Annotated in this window: 14 protein-coding genes; 9 read left to right on the plus strand and 5 right to left on the minus strand. The window is 73.6% G+C overall.

Annotated elements, in window-relative coordinates; all coding sequences use genetic code 11:
- The 6 genes from BEP24_RS13210 to BEP24_RS13235 all read left to right on the plus strand — a co-directional run.
- Positions 1–1,367: FAD-binding oxidoreductase (locus tag BEP24_RS13210; RefSeq protein ID WP_366556887.1), on the plus strand; the 1,367-nt coding region annotated here is incomplete at its 5' end.
- Positions 1,364–2,152 carry a creatininase family protein gene (locus BEP24_RS13215; protein ID WP_065964143.1) on the plus strand — a complete coding sequence of 263 codons (789 nt, stop codon included), beginning with the start codon at positions 1,364–1,366 and terminating at the stop codon, positions 2,150–2,152. The genes BEP24_RS13210 and BEP24_RS13215, both read left to right, overlap by 4 nt.
- Before the next feature lie 89 nt (positions 2,153–2,241).
- Positions 2,242–3,306 (plus strand): acetamidase/formamidase family protein, encoded by a 1,065-nt coding sequence (locus BEP24_RS13220; protein ID WP_065964145.1) that lies wholly within the window; start codon positions 2,242–2,244, stop codon positions 3,304–3,306.
- 20 nt (positions 3,307–3,326) lie between these two features.
- Positions 3,327–4,934: an AtzH-like domain-containing protein gene (locus tag BEP24_RS13225; RefSeq protein ID WP_253181689.1), complete on the plus strand. Its 1,608-nt coding sequence runs from the start codon at positions 3,327–3,329 to the stop codon at positions 4,932–4,934.
- A gap of 135 nt (positions 4,935–5,069) precedes the next feature.
- Positions 5,070–6,839, plus strand: coding sequence for a hypothetical protein (locus BEP24_RS13230; protein ID WP_065964147.1), 1,770 nt, complete (start codon positions 5,070–5,072; stop codon positions 6,837–6,839).
- 143 nt (positions 6,840–6,982) lie between these two features.
- Complete coding sequence (locus BEP24_RS13235; RefSeq protein WP_065964148.1) at positions 6,983–8,461, plus strand: cryptochrome/photolyase family protein; 1,479 nt, start codon at positions 6,983–6,985, stop codon at positions 8,459–8,461.
- A gap of 93 nt (positions 8,462–8,554) precedes the next feature.
- Here the strand turns inward: BEP24_RS13235 and BEP24_RS13240 are convergent, their stop codons facing one another.
- A complete protein-coding gene (locus tag BEP24_RS13240) occupies positions 8,555–9,484 on the minus strand; it encodes an NADP-dependent oxidoreductase (protein WP_083230362.1) in 930 nt (309 codons plus the stop codon).
- 89 nt (positions 9,485–9,573) lie between these two features.
- Here BEP24_RS13240 and BEP24_RS13245 point away from each other — a divergent pair, with 89 nt between their 5' ends.
- Positions 9,574–10,068, plus strand: coding sequence for a MarR family transcriptional regulator (locus tag BEP24_RS13245; RefSeq protein WP_065964154.1), 495 nt, complete (start codon positions 9,574–9,576; stop codon positions 10,066–10,068).
- Between the two features lie 172 nt (positions 10,069–10,240).
- Positions 10,241–11,563 carry a GNAT family N-acetyltransferase gene (locus tag BEP24_RS13250; protein ID WP_065964156.1) on the plus strand — a complete coding sequence of 441 codons (1,323 nt, stop codon included), beginning with the start codon at positions 10,241–10,243 and terminating at the stop codon, positions 11,561–11,563.
- 148 nt (positions 11,564–11,711) lie between these two features.
- Here BEP24_RS13250 and BEP24_RS13255 read toward each other — a convergent pair whose 3' ends face one another.
- From BEP24_RS13255 to BEP24_RS13270, 4 genes are read right to left on the minus strand one after another with little or no spacing between them, the layout of a single operon-like run.
- Positions 11,712–12,710 (minus strand): ABC transporter permease, encoded by a 999-nt coding sequence (locus BEP24_RS13255; protein WP_065964157.1) that lies wholly within the window; start codon positions 12,708–12,710, stop codon positions 11,712–11,714.
- Positions 12,707–13,645 (minus strand): ABC transporter permease, encoded by a 939-nt coding sequence (locus BEP24_RS13260; RefSeq protein ID WP_065964161.1) that lies wholly within the window; start codon positions 13,643–13,645, stop codon positions 12,707–12,709. The genes BEP24_RS13255 and BEP24_RS13260 overlap by 4 nt, the downstream gene beginning before the upstream one ends.
- Positions 13,642–15,393: an ABC transporter ATP-binding protein gene (locus BEP24_RS13265; protein WP_065964163.1), complete on the minus strand. Its 1,752-nt coding sequence runs from the start codon at positions 15,391–15,393 to the stop codon at positions 13,642–13,644. The genes BEP24_RS13260 and BEP24_RS13265 overlap by 4 nt, the downstream gene beginning before the upstream one ends.
- Positions 15,390–17,000, minus strand: a complete 1,611-nt coding sequence (locus BEP24_RS13270; protein WP_253181690.1) for an ABC transporter substrate-binding protein — start codon at positions 16,998–17,000, stop codon at positions 15,390–15,392. Before BEP24_RS13270 ends, BEP24_RS13265 begins: the two co-directional genes overlap by 4 nt.
- 6 nt (positions 17,001–17,006) lie before the next feature.
- Here BEP24_RS13270 and BEP24_RS17670 point away from each other — a divergent pair, with 6 nt between their 5' ends.
- Complete coding sequence (locus tag BEP24_RS17670; protein WP_171898818.1) at positions 17,007–17,180, plus strand: hypothetical protein; 174 nt, start codon at positions 17,007–17,009, stop codon at positions 17,178–17,180.
- Positions 17,181–17,185: the final 5 nt, after the last annotated feature.

Consider the following 17,185-nt stretch of genomic DNA (forward strand, 5'->3'; position numbering starts at 1 on the left):
CCTCCACCACCGTCTCCCCCGCCGCCCTGGCGGCGCTCCACGCCGACCTCGTCGCGCTCCTCGGCGAGCGCGGCGTGAGCGCCGACGAACGCACCCGCACCCGCGCCTCCGTCGACGAGGCGACCATGAGCCCGATCCTCAGCGCCCAGCTGCCCCTCGGCCTGGCCGACCTGGTCGCGTACCCGGCGTCGGCCGACGACGTCGCCGCCACCCTGCGGGCGGCCGTCCGGCACGACGTCCCCGTCACCACCCGCGGCAAGGGCACCGGCAACTACGGACAGGGCATCCCGCTGCACGGCGGACTCGTGCTCGACACCTCGCGGGCCCGCGCCGTCGTCGAGGTCGGCGACGGCTGGGTCACGGCCGAGGCCGGCGCGTCCATGGTCGCGCTCGAGCAGGCCGCGGCGGCGACCGGGCAGCAGCTCTGGATGTACCCCTCGACCGCGCAGTCCACGATCGGCGGGTTCCTGTCCGGCGGCTCCGGCGGTACGGGGTCGATCGCGCACGGCTCGAACTGGCAGGGCTTCGTCACCGCGCTCGACGTCGCGCTCCCGGGTTCGGACGAGCTGTTGCACGTCGAGGGCGACGAGGCGCAGCCCTTCGTGCACACGTACGGCACGGCCGGGGTCATCGCACGGGCCACCGTCCGGCTCGAGCCGCTGCAGGAGTGGCGTGCCGTGTACGCGGCGTTCCCGACGTTCGAGCACGCGCTCGTCGCCGTGCGGACGCTCCGCGGACTCGACCCGGTGCCGCGGCTCGTCAGCGCCGACCGGCCCGAGGTCGCGGCGGCCCTGCCGTCGGACGCCGCGATCCCGGACGACCGTGCGAGCCTGCGCGCGATCATCGACGACGCCGTGCTCGACCAGGCCAGAGAGCTCATCGAGCTCGCCGGCGGGACCGTCGAGGACGTCCGCGAAGGCCTGCAGCAGACCACCAAGGTGTCGATGCTGTCGTACAACCACCCGATCTGGTGGCTCAAGCGGAACACCCCCGACACCGAGTACTTCCACGTCGAGGTCGGCGGTGAGGCGCTGATCGACCGGATCGCCGAGGTCGAGGCGGTGTACCCGGGCGGCATGCTCCACATCGAGGCGGCCCACGTCGGTCCGATCGGCATGCTCACGGCGCCGTACACCGGGGCGGAGGACGTCTACGCAGGCTACCCGGTGCTCCGCGAGCTGGGCGTCCGGGTGCACAGCCCGCACCAGTACTACGTCGACCACGGCGTCGAGGAGCTCGTGGCGCTCAAGCAGCGCACCGACCCCGAGGGGCTGCTCAACCCGGGCCACGTGATCGACCCGTCGCTCGTGGTCAGCGGGGGCTCGACCGCCTCCGCGCAGCCGGTCGTCCCGGGGTTCGGCAAGTGAGTGGCACGCGCAGGCTCGCCGAGCTGTCCGGTCCCGCGGTCGCCGCGGGGTTCACGGCGGACACGATCGTCGTGCAGCCCACCGGCGCCGTCGAGCACCACGGGCCGCACCTGCCGCTGCTCACCGACTTCCTCCTCGCCGACCACATCGGCGGTGCGGCGGTCGAACAGGCCGCGGCGGAGGGCCTCGACGTCTGGCAGTTGCCGACCCTGGCGTTCACGAAGTCCGACGAGCACAGCTGGGCGCCCGGCACCGTGTGGCTCGACGCGTCGACGATGTTCGAGACGGTCGTGCAGATCGGCCGCGCGGTCGCCCTCACCGGCGCCGGCACGCTCGTGTTCGCGAACGGCCACGGCGGCAACGTGGCGCTCCTGCAGGTCGCCCTGCGCGAGATCCGGAAGCGGTACGGCCTGAAGACCTTCCTCATGCCGACCCTCGCCCGGGTGCCCGGGCCGGACGGGGAGGACGCCGACGAGCGCGGCCTCGGCATCCACGGCGGCGCTGCGGAGACGTCGATGATCCTGCACCTGCGGCCGGACCTCGTCGACACCACCCTCGCCGAGCGGTGGGTCCCCGACCACCTCGCCGACTTCGAGAAGATCGCGTTCAACGGCGGCCCGGTGTCGTTCGGGTGGCTGTCGGACGACTTCGGACCGGCCGGCGTGGTCGGGGACGCGAGCCGCGCCTCCGCCTCGTACGGCGCCGCGCTGTGGGAGCACTCCCTGGCCGAGGCGGTCGCGTCGCTGCACGAGATCGCCCGGTTCGACCCGGCACCGCCGGCCTGAGCGCGGCCGTCGCGAGCGCGCCGAACCACCGCACCACCGCACCACCGCACCACCGCACCACCGCACCACCGCACCACGATCGGAGCACCGTGACCCCGTCACCGACCACGACCGACCTGTTCCTCGGCTCGAGCCCGTCCGACGTCCTCTGGGGCCGTCTGCCCTCCCGGACCGACACCCCGGCGCTGACCGTGCGGCCCGGGGCCGTCGTCACGGTGGACACCCTGAGCCACGAGGGCATCCTCGAGGACCAGGGCTCCGACCCCGTGGCGTTCTTCGGCCGGCACGGGGTCGCCCGCGCCGACGTGCTCGACGACGCCGTGGCGGTCGCGCGGGAGCTGCGACGCGGCCCCGACGACGGCCCGCACGTGGTGTCGCGGCCGATCGCGGTCGACGGCGCCGAGCCGGGCGACGTCGTCTCGGTGACGGTGCTCGCGGCGGACCCGCGCGTGCCGTACGGCGTCGTGTCGAACCGGCACGGGCACGGCGCCCTGCCCGGCGAGCTGCCGCGCGCCGAGGAGACCGTGTCGGTGTTCGCCGACGTCGTGCAGCGTGACGGTGTGGACGTCGGCAGGCTCCCCGCCGTCGAGGGCGGACCGCGCGTCGTCACCTTCCCGCTGCGGCCCTTCCCCGGCATCGTCGGGGTCACCCCGGACAGCGACGAGCGGGCGCACTCGGTGCCGCCCGGGCCGCACGGCGGCAACCTCGACATCGCCCTGCTCACCGCCGGGGCGACCCTGCACCTGCCGGTCCTCGTGCCGGGCGCGGGGGTGTACGTCGGCGACCCGCACTTCGCGCAGGGCGACGGCGAGGTCGCGCTGACGGCGCTGGAGGCCTCGCTCCGGCTGGTGCTCCGGCTCGACCTGGTCCCGCGGGCCGAGGCGCTGCGGCGGTTCGGCGAGCTCGTCGGTCCCCTCGCCGAGACGACCGAGCACCTCGTGCCCACGGGACTCGACCACGACCTCGACGAGGCCGTGCGGCGCTGCGTCCGGGCCGCGATCGCGCTGCTCCGGGCGCGCTGGGGCGTCGACGAGCACCTGGCGTACGCGTACCTCAGCGCCGCGACCGACTTCCGGATCTCGCAGGTGGTCGACCTGGTGTGCGGCTCGCACGCGATGATCCGCAAGGCCGACTTCGCCGGGCTCGACCGGTGACGGCCCGGGCAGGCGGACCGGTGGCCGCCGACGCGGTCGGACCGGTGGTCGTCGACGCGACTGCGTGGCCGGACGGACTCGAACGGGCCTGGACGGCGTACGAGGCCGCCCTCGCCCGGGACGACACCGCCGTGCTCGACGACCTGTTCGAGCCCGGCCCGGACACCCTGCGCGGCGACGACGCCGGACTGCTCCGCGGGCACGACGCGATCAGCGCCTTCCGGTCCGCCCGCGGCGGTGTCGCGCCCCGCACGATCACGTCGGTCGAGGTGCGCCCCCTCGCCGAGGACGTCGTGCTCGTCGTCGGCGTCTCGGCGTTCGACGGCGGCGGGAACGGACTGCAGACCCAGGTCTGGCGGCGGACGGCGGGCCGCTGGCGGATCAGCGCCGCGCACGTCACCGGCCGACCGAGGGCCCTCGACCGGTCGGTCTGGCGGGTCGTCGGCGACCCCCTCGTCCGCGGTGCCTCGGCCGACCGCGACCGGGCCGACGGCGGCGCCGACGGCAGCGGGGACCGTGGCGGCGCCGCACCCCGTCCGCTCACCGGGGTGCGCGTCGCGGTGAAGGACCTGTTCGCGGTCGCGGGGCACGTGGTCGGCGCCGGCAACCCGACCCGGGAGCGGTCGGCCCCGACCTGCGCCGAGCACGCCCCGGCGGTCCGCGCCCTGCTCGACGCGAGGGCCGACATCGCCGGCATCGCCAGGACCGACGAGTTCGCGTACGCGCTCGCCGGGCGCAACGCGCACTTCGGGTCACCGCCGAACGGCGCCGACCCGGCCCGCATCGGTGGCGGCTCCACCTCGGGGTCGGCGTCGGCCGTCGCCCTCGGGCAGGCCGACCTCGGGCTCGGCACCGACACGGCCGGCAGCCTGCGCGTGCCGTCGTCGTACCAGGGGCTCTGGGGCATCCGGACGACGCACGGCGCGGTGTCCCGCGACGGCCTGCTGCCCCTCGCGCAGTCGTTCGACACGGTCGGCTGGGTGGCGCGGTCCGCGGGGGTCCTCGCCGACGCCCTGGACGTCTCCGCGCCCGCGTCGGACACCGCCGTCGACGACGGGTCGCTGCTCGTGTCGGACGCCCTGCTCGACGCCGCCGACCCCGCGACCGCACGGGCCTTCGCCGCCTGGGCCGACGGCACCCGCCGGCCGCTGCGTCCCGTCGCGCTCCCGGACCTCGACGACCTCGCCGAGACCCTGCGCATCGTGCAGGCCGCCGAGGCGTGGCGGAACCACGGCCGGTGGGTCACGGAGCACCCCGGCGCGCTCGGCACGGACGTCGCCGAACGCTTCGCCGCGGCCGCCGCCGTGACCGCCGACGAGGAAGCAGCGGCCCGCGCCCGGTTGCCGGAGCTGCGCGACCGCGTGCGCGAGGCGGTGGGACCGGGTGTGCTGTGCCTCCCGACCGTGCCCGGGCCGGCCCCGCTGCGGACCGCGACCGGACCCGACGTCCTGGCCACGCGCCGGGCGACCCTGCGGATGACGGCCGTCGCCGGGATCGGCGGCCTGCCCGCCGTGAGCGCGCCCCTGCTCCGGGTCGACGGGGCGCCGGTCGGCGTGTGCCTGGTCGGGGCCGCGGGGTCCGACCGCGCCGTGCTGGCCCTGGCGGCGACCCTCGCCGGGGCCGCCTGACCGACGACCGCCTGCCCGCCGGGGTACGCGGTTGTCCGCCGACGCACCGACTGTCGTCGACGACGCCCGGGTCTACCGTCGGTCCCGGGCGGCAACGGGGCCGTCCACGACGGATCGAGCATCATGCAACGACGGATGAGCAAGCTCCTCGCGACCATCACGGCGGTCGGGCTGGTCGGTGCCCTCGCACCGGCCCTGCAGGCACAGGCCGCGGTCACGACGAGCGACACCCCGGACTTCGGGAGCAACGTCAAGGTCTACAGCCCCTCGACACCGACCTCGACCATCCAGGCCGACGTCGACGCCGCGTTCAGCTCGCAGCTCCGCAGCACCACCGCGCAGTTCGGGTCGCAGCGGTACGCCTTCCTGTTCAAGCCGGGCAGCTACGGCCGGGTCTGGGCGAACCTCGGCTTCTACACGTCGGTTGCGGGTCTCGGGAAGAACCCCGACGACGTCACGATCAGCGGCGCGGTCAACGTCGACTCGGGCTGGAACGCCGGCGACGAGAAGAACGCCACGCAGAACTTCTGGCGCTCGGTCGAGAACCTGGCGATCGTGCCCGAGGGCGGCACCGACCGCTGGGCCGTGTCCCAGGCCGCGCCGATGCGCCGCGTGCACGTCAAGGGCAACCTGACGATGGGCCCGTCGAACCAGGACGGCGGCCAGGGCTACTCGTCCGGCGGCTACATCGCGGACACGAAGGTCGACGGCACCGTCACCTCGGGGTCGCAGCAGCAGTGGTACACGCGCAACTCCACGCTCGGCTCGTGGCAGGGCGGCAACTGGAACATGACGTTCTCGGGCGTGCAGGGCGCACCGGCGAACGACTTCTCGAAGAGCTACACGACCCTGTCCACCACGCCGACGACCCGCGAGAAGCCGTACCTGTGGGTCGACTCGTCGAACAAGTACCACGTGTTCGTCCCGTCGCTGCGGCAGGACTCGTCCGGCGTCACCTGGCCGAACACCGGCGGCGCCGACCTCCCGATGCGGAACTTCTACGTCGCGCACCCGGGCGACTCCGCGGCCACGATCAACAGCGCGCTGGCCCAGGGCCTGAACCTGTTCTTCACGCCGGGCACCTACCGACTGGACGCCGCGCTGAACGTCACGCGTGCGGACACCGTCGTGACGGGCATCGGGTTCCCCACGCTCGTGCCGACGGCCGGCAACGCGGTCCTGACCTCGAACGACGTCGCCGGCGTGAACGTGTCGAACCTCGTGGTGGACGCGGGCTCGCAGAACAGCGCGCAGTTGGTCCGACTCGGCACGAGCGGTTCGCACGTCGACCACGCGGCCGACCCGCAGAGCATCCAGGACGTCTTCTTCCGCGTCGGCTCGAGCATCCAGGGCAAGGCGACGACGACGCTGCAGGTCAACGCCGACGACACCCTCGTCGACCACATCTGGGCCTGGCGCGCCGACCACGGCGGAGCGGCCACGGGCTGGACGGTCAACACCGGCGCGACCGGCGTCGAGGTGAACGGCAACGACGTCCTCGCGACCGGCCTCTTCGTCGAGCACTACCAGCAGTACGAGGTGCTCTGGAACGGCAACAACGGGAGGACGATCTTCTTCCAGAACGAGATGCCGTACGACGTGCCGGACAACGCCTCGTGGCAGAGCCCGACCGGAGCCGGGTACGCGGCGTACGAGGTCCCGTCGACCGTCACGAAGCACGAGATCTGGGGCGGTGGCGTCTACTGCTTCTTCAACACCAACCCCGCGGTGCACGCCGACCGGGCGTTCGAGGTCCCGCAGACGGCCGGGGTGCGGGCACACGGCCTGGTCACGGTGTCCCTCGGTGACGTCGGCACGATCTCGAGCGTCGTCAACGGGGTCGGTGGGCCCGTCCCGACGCCGGCGGGCAACACCGCGCCGAACCGGGTGGCGTCCTACAACTGACCCGGTCCGGGGCGACCGGGGGCGGGGCCGACGCGGGTGGGAGCCGCGGCGGCCCCGCCCGCGCGTGCGCCCCGACCGTGCGTGACCGTCGGGGCACACGCACCGTCAGCCCACCGGCACGCGCCTTCGGTAGCGTCCGCAGGGTGACCGACACCCCACGGACCCGCCTGGTCCTCCCCGGGCAGTACGGGCCGCTGTTCGACGACGGCGGCCCCGCCCTCGTGGTCGAGGCCCGGGAGTTCTTCGCCGCCCGACCGATGCACCGCGCGAAGGCCCACCTGTGGCTGAGCGCCCTGCGCCACCGGGTCCGCGAGCTCGGCGACCGCGCCGAGCACGTGCAGGTCGAGACCCTCGAGGAGGCCCTGGTCGGCCGGGACGACCTGGACGTGGTCGACCCGCCGTCCCGGACGCTCCGCGCGCAGGTCCGGCACTGGGGCCGTGGCACCGAGGTCCTGCCGAGCCGGGGCTTCATCACCGACGAGGCCGAGTTCGCCGAGTGGGCTGCGCAGGGCACCGGGCGCTTCCGGATGGAGACCCACTACGAGCGGGTCCGCCGCCGCGAGGGCTGGCTCATGCAGTCGGACGCGCCGATCGGTGGGAAGTTCAGCCTCGACGAGCAGAACCGCCAGCCGCCGCCGAAGGGTGCGACGACCCTCGGCCTGCCCGACCCGTGGTGGCCGACCGAGGACGAGGTCGACGACGAGGTGCGGCACGACCTCGACCGGTGGGAGCGCGACGGACTCGTGCGCTTCGTCGGCAAGGACGACACCCGGCGCTTCGCGGTCACGGCCGACGAGGCCCGCGCCGCCCTCGACGACTTCGTGCAGGTGCGGCTCGGCGACTTCGGTCCGTTCGAGGACGCCACGCTCACGAACGACTGGACGATGGCGCACTCGCTCCTCAGCGTGCCGATGAACCTCGGCGTGCTCGACCCGTTCGAGGTCGTCGAGGCCGCACTCGCCGCGTACCGCGACCACGACGCCCCGCTCGCGAGCGTCGAGGGCTTCGTCCGCCAGGTCGCCGGTTGGCGGGACTACGTGTGGCACCTCTACTGGTGGTTCGGCGACGACTACGGTGCGACCGAGAACGCCCTCGACGCCACCGCGCGCCTGCCCCGGTGGTGGCGGGAGCTCGACGCCTCCGAGGTCGATGCGGTCTGCCTGAGCACGGCGATGGAGGGGCTGCACGACCACGGGTGGCTGCACCACATCCAGCGCCTCATGGTGCTCGGCAACTTCGCCCTGCAGCGCGGCTACGACCCCGTGCACCTGACCGAGTGGTTCACCGACGTGTTCGTCGACGGCACCGACTGGGTGATGCCCGCGAACATCATCGGGATGTCGCAGCACGCCGACGGCGGCATGGTCGCGACGAAGCCGTACGCGTCCGGCGGGCGCTACATCGACCGGATGTCCGACCACTGCGGCGGGTGCCGGTACGACCCGACGAAGCGGGTCGGCGAGGACGCCTGCCCCTTCACGGCCGGCTACTGGGCGTTCCTCGCGCGCACCGAGCCGGCGCTGCGGGACAACCCCCGCATGATGCGGCCCCTGCAGCAGATGCGGAAGCTCGCCGACCTGGACGAGGTGGTCGCACAGGAGGCGCGGCGCGGGACGCCCTGACGGCGTCGGTCCCAGGGTGGTCGGCACCGGCCGGGAGGCGCGGGGCTGGCCCGCCCCGCGCCTCCAGCACCGGGACGGCGCCGAGGCGCTCGGTCACGGCAGGACGACGACCTTGCCGGTGACCCCGTCGGCGGCGGCCTCGGCGTGCAGCGCCGGCAGTTCGGCGAGCCGGATCCGGCGGTCCATCTGGACGGCGAGCTCCCCGGCGTCGACGAGGGCCACGAGTTCCTGCAGGCGCCCGCGGTCCGGCCGGACGAACACCGTCGCCGCGCGGACGCCGCGTGCATCGTCCCCCGGGGTGGCCATGAACGCGGTGGTGCTGACGACCGTCCCGCCGTCCCGCACGACCGCGACGAGCGCCGCGAAGGCCTCCGGCTCGATCGGCGCGAGGTTGAGCAGGACGTCGACCTGACCGTCGAGCGCGTCGAGCACCGAACCGGCGGTGTGGTCGATCACCTCGTCGGCACCGGCGGACCGGACCGCGTCCGCACTGCGCGGGCTCGCGGTCGCGACGACGTGCACCCCGAGGCGCTTCGCGAGCTGGACCGCGTACCCGCCCACCACCCCMCCCGCGCCGACGACCAGCAGCCGCTGACCGGCCTCGAGCCGACCGTCGTCGACGAGCGCCTGCCGGGCCGTGAGCGCGACGGAGGGCAGCGCCGCGGCGTCGGGCAGCGGGATGGACGTCGGTGCCGGGACGAGCGCGTCCGCGGGGGCGACCACGTACTCGGCGGCGCCGCCGTCCCGCTCCATGGGGAGGAACCCGACGACCGCGTCGCCGACCGCCATGCCCGTGACCCCGGCGCCGAGGGCGTCGACCGTGCCGGAGACGTCGTACCCGGGGACGTGCGGGAGGCGCACCGGGATCGGCAGGACACCTGCGCGCATCCCGGCGTCGGCCGCGTTGTACGCCGAGGCGGCGACGCGCACCCGCACCTCGCCGTCACCCGGGGTGGGCTGCTCGACCTCGGTCACGCGGAGGACCTCGGGACCGCCGACCTCGTGGAACTGGACTGCCTGCATGGTGTTCTCCTTCATCCGGTGCTTCGAGTTCGAAGCACATTGCCGACGCTAGCACTGCTTCGAACTCGAAGCAACGGTAGGATCGAACCATGGCCGACTCCCCCGCCGCCCTGACCCCGACCGAACTCGATGCGTACCTCGCCTTCACGGACGTGAGTGCGCTGCTGCGCCCGGCGGTCGAGCAACAGCTCCGCGACGCCGGCGGGCTCAGCTCCGTCCAGTTCCAGCTGCTCGCCACCCTCGGCGACGCACCCGACGGGCACCTCCGGATGACCGACCTCGCCGACGGTCTCGTGCACAGCCGCAGCGGCCTGACCTACCAGGCGCAGCTGCTCGAACAGCGCGGCCTCGTCACCAGGTCACCGTCGCCCGACGACGAGCGGAGCACCGTCGTCGCGCTCACGTCGGCCGGACGCGACGTCCTGGCGGCGGTGTTCCCCGGCCACATCGCCACCGTGCACGACCTGCTGTTCGCCGACGTCCCAGACGAGGACGCCGCGCACCTCGCCCGGATCCTCGGCTCCGTCCGCGACCACCTGCGTTCCCACCCGCCGCGCTCGGCTGCGCGCCGCCGCCGGGCCTGAGCACAGCCGGCCGGGAGGCCCGTGGCGGGCCCGCCCCGCGCCTCCCGTCCGGTGCCGGGTCGCGCCCCGTCGACGGAGCAGACGACGTCGGCTCGCGCCCGTCCACCCGACGGTTCCTGCTCCGTCCGCGGAGGGAGGCGGCCGCGCGAGCCGCCCCGGTAGGGTCGGGAACGTGAGCAACGATGCATTCGACGACCGCTACGAGCTGCGCGAGTTCGCGCCCGGTACGGACGAGCAGGGGGCACCGGACGCCGTGACCGACGCGTGGATGCACGCCGTCGGGCTCGGCTTCCACGAGCCGCACCCGGACGCTGAGGGCGCCGCGCGGATGGTGGCGAACATGGTCACCGACGACGAGACCTTCCTCGGGGTGTACGTGCGCGAGCCCCTGCCCGGCTCGGTGGACGCGACGTGGCCCGCTGGCACGTTCACCTGGTTCCGCAAGGCCCTGAGCTGGGGCGACGGCGCGACCATCGACACCCAGGCGATCTCCGCCGTGACCGTCCGACCGACCGAACGTCGGCGCGGGATCCTCCGCCGGATGATGACGCACGCCCTCGAGCGCGGCGTCGCCGAGGGGTACGCGGTCGCGTCGCTGACCGCCTCCGAGGGCACCATCTACCGGCGCTTCGGCTTCGGCTGCGCGATCCGCGAGCGCGCGGTGCGTGTCCGTCGCGCACGGGCGCTCCCGTTGCTCGCACCGACGAGCGGCCGGGTGTCGGTCGTCACGCCGGAGTGGCTGGACGAGGGCACCGCCCGCGCCGTGTTCGACCGGTTCGACGCCCGCACCCCGGGGTCGATGGTGCGGAACGCCGGCACCTGGCCGATCGTCCTCGGGCTCCGGAACGGCGACGGCTCCCCCGCGAAGGACGTCCGCGGCGCCGTGCACCGCCCCGACGACTCGGACGAGGTCGACGGCTACGTGACCTGGCGCGTCAAGGAGGGCTCGGGCCGCGACCAGGACACCGTGCTCGAGGTCGTCGACCTGGTCTACGCGACCGACGAGGCGTACCTGTCGCTCTGGGAGTTCCTGCTCTCGATCGACCTGAACGACGTGGTGCGGTACAGCCGCTCGCGCCTGGACGACCCGATCGTCGCGGCCATCGGCGACAACCGCGCGTACGACGTCGACCACGAGGAGGACCACGTCTGGCTCCGCGTGCTCGACGTCGCGGCGGTGCTGTCCGCGCGGCCGTTCGCGGTCGACGGCTCGCTGACCCTCGCCGTGTCCGACGCGATGGGCTTCGCGGCGGGCACGTACCGGCTCGACGTCGTGGACGGCCGCGGCACGGTGACCCGCACGGCGGACGAGCCGCGCGACGACGCCGACCTGCAGATGGACGTCGCGGAGCTCGGCGCGGTCCTCATCGGCTCGGTCTCGCCGCGGACGCTCGCGGCGGCCGGGCTCGTGCGGGCCACGGACCCGGCGGCGGTGACGCGCTTCGCGGCGATGCTGACCCCGGTGCGCACGCCGCACGGCATCACGTACTTCTGATCGGCGCGGGGGCAGTCCCCTGCACTGCGAACAACCGGAAGCACCTCGCACCACGAAGTCCCGTGGCGCGAGGTGCTTCCGGTTGTGCACGAGCACGCGGCACCACGCGAGTGCGACGTGCGCAGGCGGCCCGCGGCGGCGCGCGCCCCTACGCCCGGCGCCGCACGCGGGGGTCGACGAACGCGTAGACGACGTCGACGACCAGGTTCGCCGTGACGATGAGCAGCGCCGAGAACACCGTGAACCCGACGACCACCTGCAGGTCCAGGGACCGCACCGCGTCGATGAGCAGCGCGCCGAGGCCCTGCATCGAGAACACCTTCTCGGTGATGACCGCCCCGCCGAGCAGCGAACCGAGGTCGAGCCCGAACAGCGTGACCACGGGCAGGATCGCCGTCCGGAGCCCGTGCCGCACGACGACCTGGCGTTCGCGCAGGCCCTTGGCCCGGGCGGTCCGCACGAAGTCCTGCGACATCGACTCGAGCATCTCGCCGCGGGTGAGCCGGGCGTAGATCGCGGCGCTGATGAACGCGAGGACGCACCACGGCAGCACCAGGTGCACGAACCAGCCGACCGGGTCCTCGGCGAACGGCACGTACCCGCTGGTCGGCAGCCACCCGAGGGTGAACCCGAACAGCAGGATCGCGAGCAGTCCGATCAGGTACGCGGGCGAGGACACCCCGGCGACCGCGACGGTCATCACGGCGCGGTCGGCGAGCGACCCGCGGCGCAGGGCCGACACCGTCCCGCCTGCGACCCCGACCACGAGCCAGAGCACGGCGGCGCCGACCGCGATCGACGCGGTGACGGGCAGGCGCGAGGTGAGGAGGTTCGTGACCGAGTCGTGCAGCTGGAACGAGTACCCGAAGCAGGGCGCCGCGCAGCTGATCGTCGAGGCACCGGAGCCGAACGTGCGCCCGGCGAAGATGCCCGCCAGGTACGCGCCGAACTGGGCGATCCAGGGCTTGTCGGTCCCGAGGAACGACTGCACGTCGGCCAGGCGCTCGGGCGTGCACGGCTTGTCGCAGATGGCCTGTGCCGGGTTGGTCGGCAGGAGCATGAACAGCGCGTACGTGACGGCCGCGACGACGAGCAGCACGACGACCGCGCCGAGCACGCGGACGGCCAGGAAGCGGAGGGCGTTCACCGGGCACCTCCGCGCGGGTCGAGGGCGTCGCGCAGGGCGTCACCGAGCACGTTGAAGGCCAGGGTGATGAGGAACAGGGCGGCTCCGGGGAAGACGAGGTACATCGGGTCGGTCTGCACCCAGCCGATCGCGTCGCCGATGCTCCGACCCCACGAGGGCGTCGGCGGCGTGACCCCGACGGCGAGGAACGACAGCGCGGCCTCGGCGCCGATCATCGACGGGATCGAGATCGTGGCGTAGACGGTGATCGTGGCGGAGAGGTTCGGCAGCAGCTGCGTCCGGATGACGTGCCAGCGGCCGGCACCCATCGCGGTCGAGGCGACGACGTAGTTCCGGGTGACGAGGGACAGCGTCTGCCCGCGCACGACCCGGGCGACGGCCGGCCAGCCGAAGAACCCGATCACGAGGACGACGAGCAGCGGCTTCGGGAACGACGTCGGCACGACCGCGGTCAGCGCGATCATGAACACCAACGACGGGAAGCCGAAGATGACGTCGACGACCCGGGACAGCACCCGGTCGTACCAGCCGCCCAGGAACCCGGTCGTGACGCCGACGAGCACGCCGATCACGATCGACATCGCGGTCGCGGCGATCCCGATGCCGAGCGAGGTCCGGGCGCCGTAGGTGACGATCGCGAACAGGTCGCGGCCGGTCAGCGGCTCGACGCCGAACCAGTGCGTGCCGCTCACACCGCCCGCGGCACCGCGCGGAGCACCGAAGTCGTTCAGCGCGTCGACGTGGTACCGGTACGGGTCCTGCCCGCTCACCGCGGCGATGAGCGGCGCGGCGAGGGCGACGACCACGAACAGCGCGATCACCACGGCGGCCACGACCGCCCACCGGTCCCGGGCGACGCGACGCACGACGGCACGGAAGCCGGTCGTCCGTCCGCCGGCCACGGGGACCGGGCTGTCGACGACGTTCGCGGTCACGGTGCCACTCCTTCCCACGCACGCCAGGCGGCCCGGCGCTCGGCCTGCCGTGCCGGGTCGGCGACCGGCGCCGCGGCGAGCAGCATGCGCGTGTAGTCCTGCTCCGGGTCGTCGAGGACCCGCTCGGTGGTGCCCCGCTCCACGATCCGGCCGCCGTGCAGCACGACGACCTCGTCCGCGAGCTGCCGGACGACGGCGAGGTCGTGGCTGACGAGCAGCATGCCGAAGCCGAACTCGTCCTGCAGGTCGGCGAGCAGGTCGAGCACGGCCGCCTGCACGGTGACGTCGAGGGCGCTCGTGGGCTCGTCGGCGATCACGAGCGCGGGGCGGAGGGCGAGCGCCCGGGCCACGGCCACGCGCTGGCGCTGCCCGCCCGAGAGCTGGTGCGGGAACCGCTCGGCCCACGTCGGGTCGAGCTGGACCGCGGCGAGGAGCTCGGCCACGCGCGCAGCCCGGTCGGCGGGTGACGCCGCCGTGTGCACCAGGAGCGGCTCGGCGATGCTCCACCCGATCGTCTGCCGCGGGTTGAGCGACGACGCCGGGTCCTGGAAGACGATGCCGACGCGGCTGCGGAGCTCGCGCAGCCGCCTGCCGCGGGCGGTGCGGAGGTCGCTGCCGTCCACCTCGACGCTGCCGTGCACGACGGGGACGAGCCCGGCGAGCGCGCGCCCGATGGTCGACTTGCCGGAACCGGACTCCCCCACGAGCCCGAGCGTCCGCCCGGCCTGCAGGTCGAGGTCGATGCCGCTGACGGTCGGCGCACCACGGCGCGCGTAGCGCACGGCGACGTCGCGCAGGCGCGCGACGACCGGACGGGAGGCGCGGCTCGCCTCCGTCGCGTCGCCCACGTCCGTCCCGGGTCGCGTGACCGACGGGGCGGACCCGTCACGGGCCTCCCGGCCGGGGTCCGTCCCGGGTCGCGCGACCGACGGGGCGGACCCGTCACGCGCCTCCCGGCCGCTGCCCGTCTCGAGGACCGGCACCGCGTCGAGCAGCTGCCGCGTGTACGCGGCGGCGGGGCGGGCGAAGACGTCGACGACCGAGCCGGTCTCGACGGGGTCGCCCCGGCGCATCACGAGCACCTCGTCGGCGACGTCCGCGACCACGCCCATGTCGTGCGTGATGAGCAGGACCGCGAGCGAGCGTTCGACGCCGAGTCGACGGAGCAGGTCGAGGATCCCGGCCTGCACGGTGACGTCGAGCGCCGTCGTCGGCTCGTCCGCGATGAGCGCCACCGGGTCGCCCGCGAGCGCCATCGCGATCATCGCGCGCTGCAGCTGGCCGCCCGAGAGCTCGTGCGGGTAGGCCTTCCGGATCCGCTGCGGGTCGTCGAGCCCGGCGGACCGCAGGAGCTCGTCGACGCGGGCCGAGACCCCGGCGCGGTCGAGGTCGGTCGGGTGGGCGCGGACGGCCTCGGCGATCTGCGTGCCGATCGACAGGACCGGCGTGAACGAGTTCATCGGCTCCTGGAACACCACGCCGATGCCGGCGCCGCGGACCGCCCGGAGCCGGTCCGCCGAGGCGCCCACGAGCTGGTCGCCGCGGAACCGGACACTGCCGCTGACCCGAGCCTCGGGTGGGAGCAGACCGAGCACGCTCATCGCGCTCACGGACTTGCCCGACCCGGACTCGCCGACGAGCGCGAGCACCCGGCCGGGCGTCAGGGTGAAGGAGACGTCACGGACGACGGGCTCCGCGTCGCCGAACGCGACGCGGAGCCCCTCGACCTCGAGCAGCGGCGCACTCACTTCGCGAGCGAGACCTTGAGGTAGTTCGGGTACGCCGGGAAGTCCGCGATCCGGAAGTTCTCGACGTTCGAGCCGGCCAGGAAGGACTGCTTCGCGTAGATCAGCGGGACGACGGGTGCGTCGGCCATGATCTTCCGGTCGGCCTCGGCCCAGAGCTGCTGGGCGTCGGACTGGTCGATCGTGCCGGTGGCCTTCGCGATGAGGTCGTCGACCTCGGGGTTGCTGTACTTCGAGACGTTGTAGCCGCCCCCGCCGATCTGCGAGGAGTCGTACAGCGGCTGCAGGTTGGCGTTCGCGCTCGGGAAGTCCGGCTGCCAGCTCGACAGCGACAGGTCGAAGTCGGTGCCGTTCGTGGTCGCCTGCGTGAAGGAGTCGTAGTCGAGCGGCTTCAGCGTGACCTGGATCCCGGCGCGCTTCAGGCCGGCCTGGAGCGCCTGCGCCTGTGCGAGGTACGTCGGGTCGTTCTGGGTGACGAGCGTGAGGTTCAGGTCGGTGGCACCGGCCTCTTTGAGGAGCGCCTTCGCCTTGTCGACGTCACCCGTGGGGCTCGTCTTGTAGAGGTCGTAGTCCTTGCGGCCCGCGATGCCGGGCGTGATGAGCGTCGAGGCGTACTCGCCGGCCAGTGCACCACCGGCGGCGATGCGGAACGACTTGCGGTCCACGGCGTACTGCAGCGCCTGGCGCACCTTGAGGTCCTGGAGCTGGCCGCGCTGCGTGTTGATCGCCATGTAGGTGATCGGGCCGGCCTTGCTCGTCGCGAGGCGGTCCTGCGCGGAGGGGTTCGCGCGGACCTGGTTGAGTTCGGCGGCGCCGAGGTAGATCGCGCCGAACGAGTCCTTCGCGTCACCGTTGTCGGCGATCAGGCTCTGTGTCGTGGTCGAGGCGTCCTGCGACTCCTTGAACACGATCTTCGACGGGCCCGCGGTGCGGATGCTGTCGGTCTTCGCGCTCCACTCCTTGTTGCGGACGAGCGTGACCTGCGAGCCCTGCGTGTTCGACTGGACCTGGTACGGACCCGAGGACACGGGCTTGGCGTCGTACGCACCGGTGTCCGTGCCCTGGCCCTCGGGGACCGGTGCGAACGCCGGCATCGACGCGAGCCACGGCCAGTCGCCGTACGCGCTGTTCAGCTTGAACACGATGGTCTTGTCGTCCGGGGTCTCGATGCTGTCGAGGGTCTTCCCCTCGAACGGCCCCTGGTACTCGCTACCGCCGACGAGCAGCGACTTGTGGTAGCTCAGGCCACCGGTCAGGTTCGGGGCGAACGAGCGCTCGATCCCCCACTTGACGTCCTTGGTGGTGATCGGGGTGCCGTCCTGGAACTTCAGGCCGTCCTTGAGCGTGTACGTCCAGGTCTTGCCACCGTCGCTCGACTCGCCCGTCGTGGTGGCGAGGTCCGGCACGACCTTCGCGGTCTTGCCGGGCTCGACGTCCCACGTGGTGAGCCGCCGTGCGACGAGACCCATCGACGTGATCCCGAGGCTCTGGCTCGTCGCCGGGTCGAAGTGCAGCGCGGTCTGGGGCGTGAGGATGTTGAGCGTCCCGCCCTTGCTCGTGCCGGCGGACGCGTCGTCCGAGGCGCTGCCGCCCGTGCAGCCCGTCAGCACCAGGGCGTGTACGGCACCGGCTACGCCGTGGCGGCGATGCTCGCGCCGACCGTCGTCACGGTCACGGCGATCGACATGGGGACGGTCGGGTGGGCGATCCTGGCGGTGGTGTTCCTCGGCGCGGCGCTCGCCGTGGCCGCCGTCGCCACGCGGGCCGCCCGCGCGCTCCCGACCACCTGAGCCGC

Origin of the sequence: Curtobacterium sp. UCD-KPL2560 (genome assembly GCF_001705035.1) — a bacterium.
Classification (GTDB): domain Bacteria; phylum Actinomycetota; class Actinomycetes; order Actinomycetales; family Microbacteriaceae; genus Curtobacterium.

Bases quoted from the DNA above. Each gene is read 5' to 3' on its own strand.
- BEP24_RS13230 (WP_065964147.1), top strand. From the start codon at position 5,070: ATGAGCAAGCTCCTCGCGACCATCACGGCGGTCGGGCTGGTCGGTGCC.
- BEP24_RS13245 (WP_065964154.1), top strand. From the start codon at position 9,574: ATGGCCGACTCCCCCGCCGCCCTGACCCCGACCGAACTCGATGCGTAC.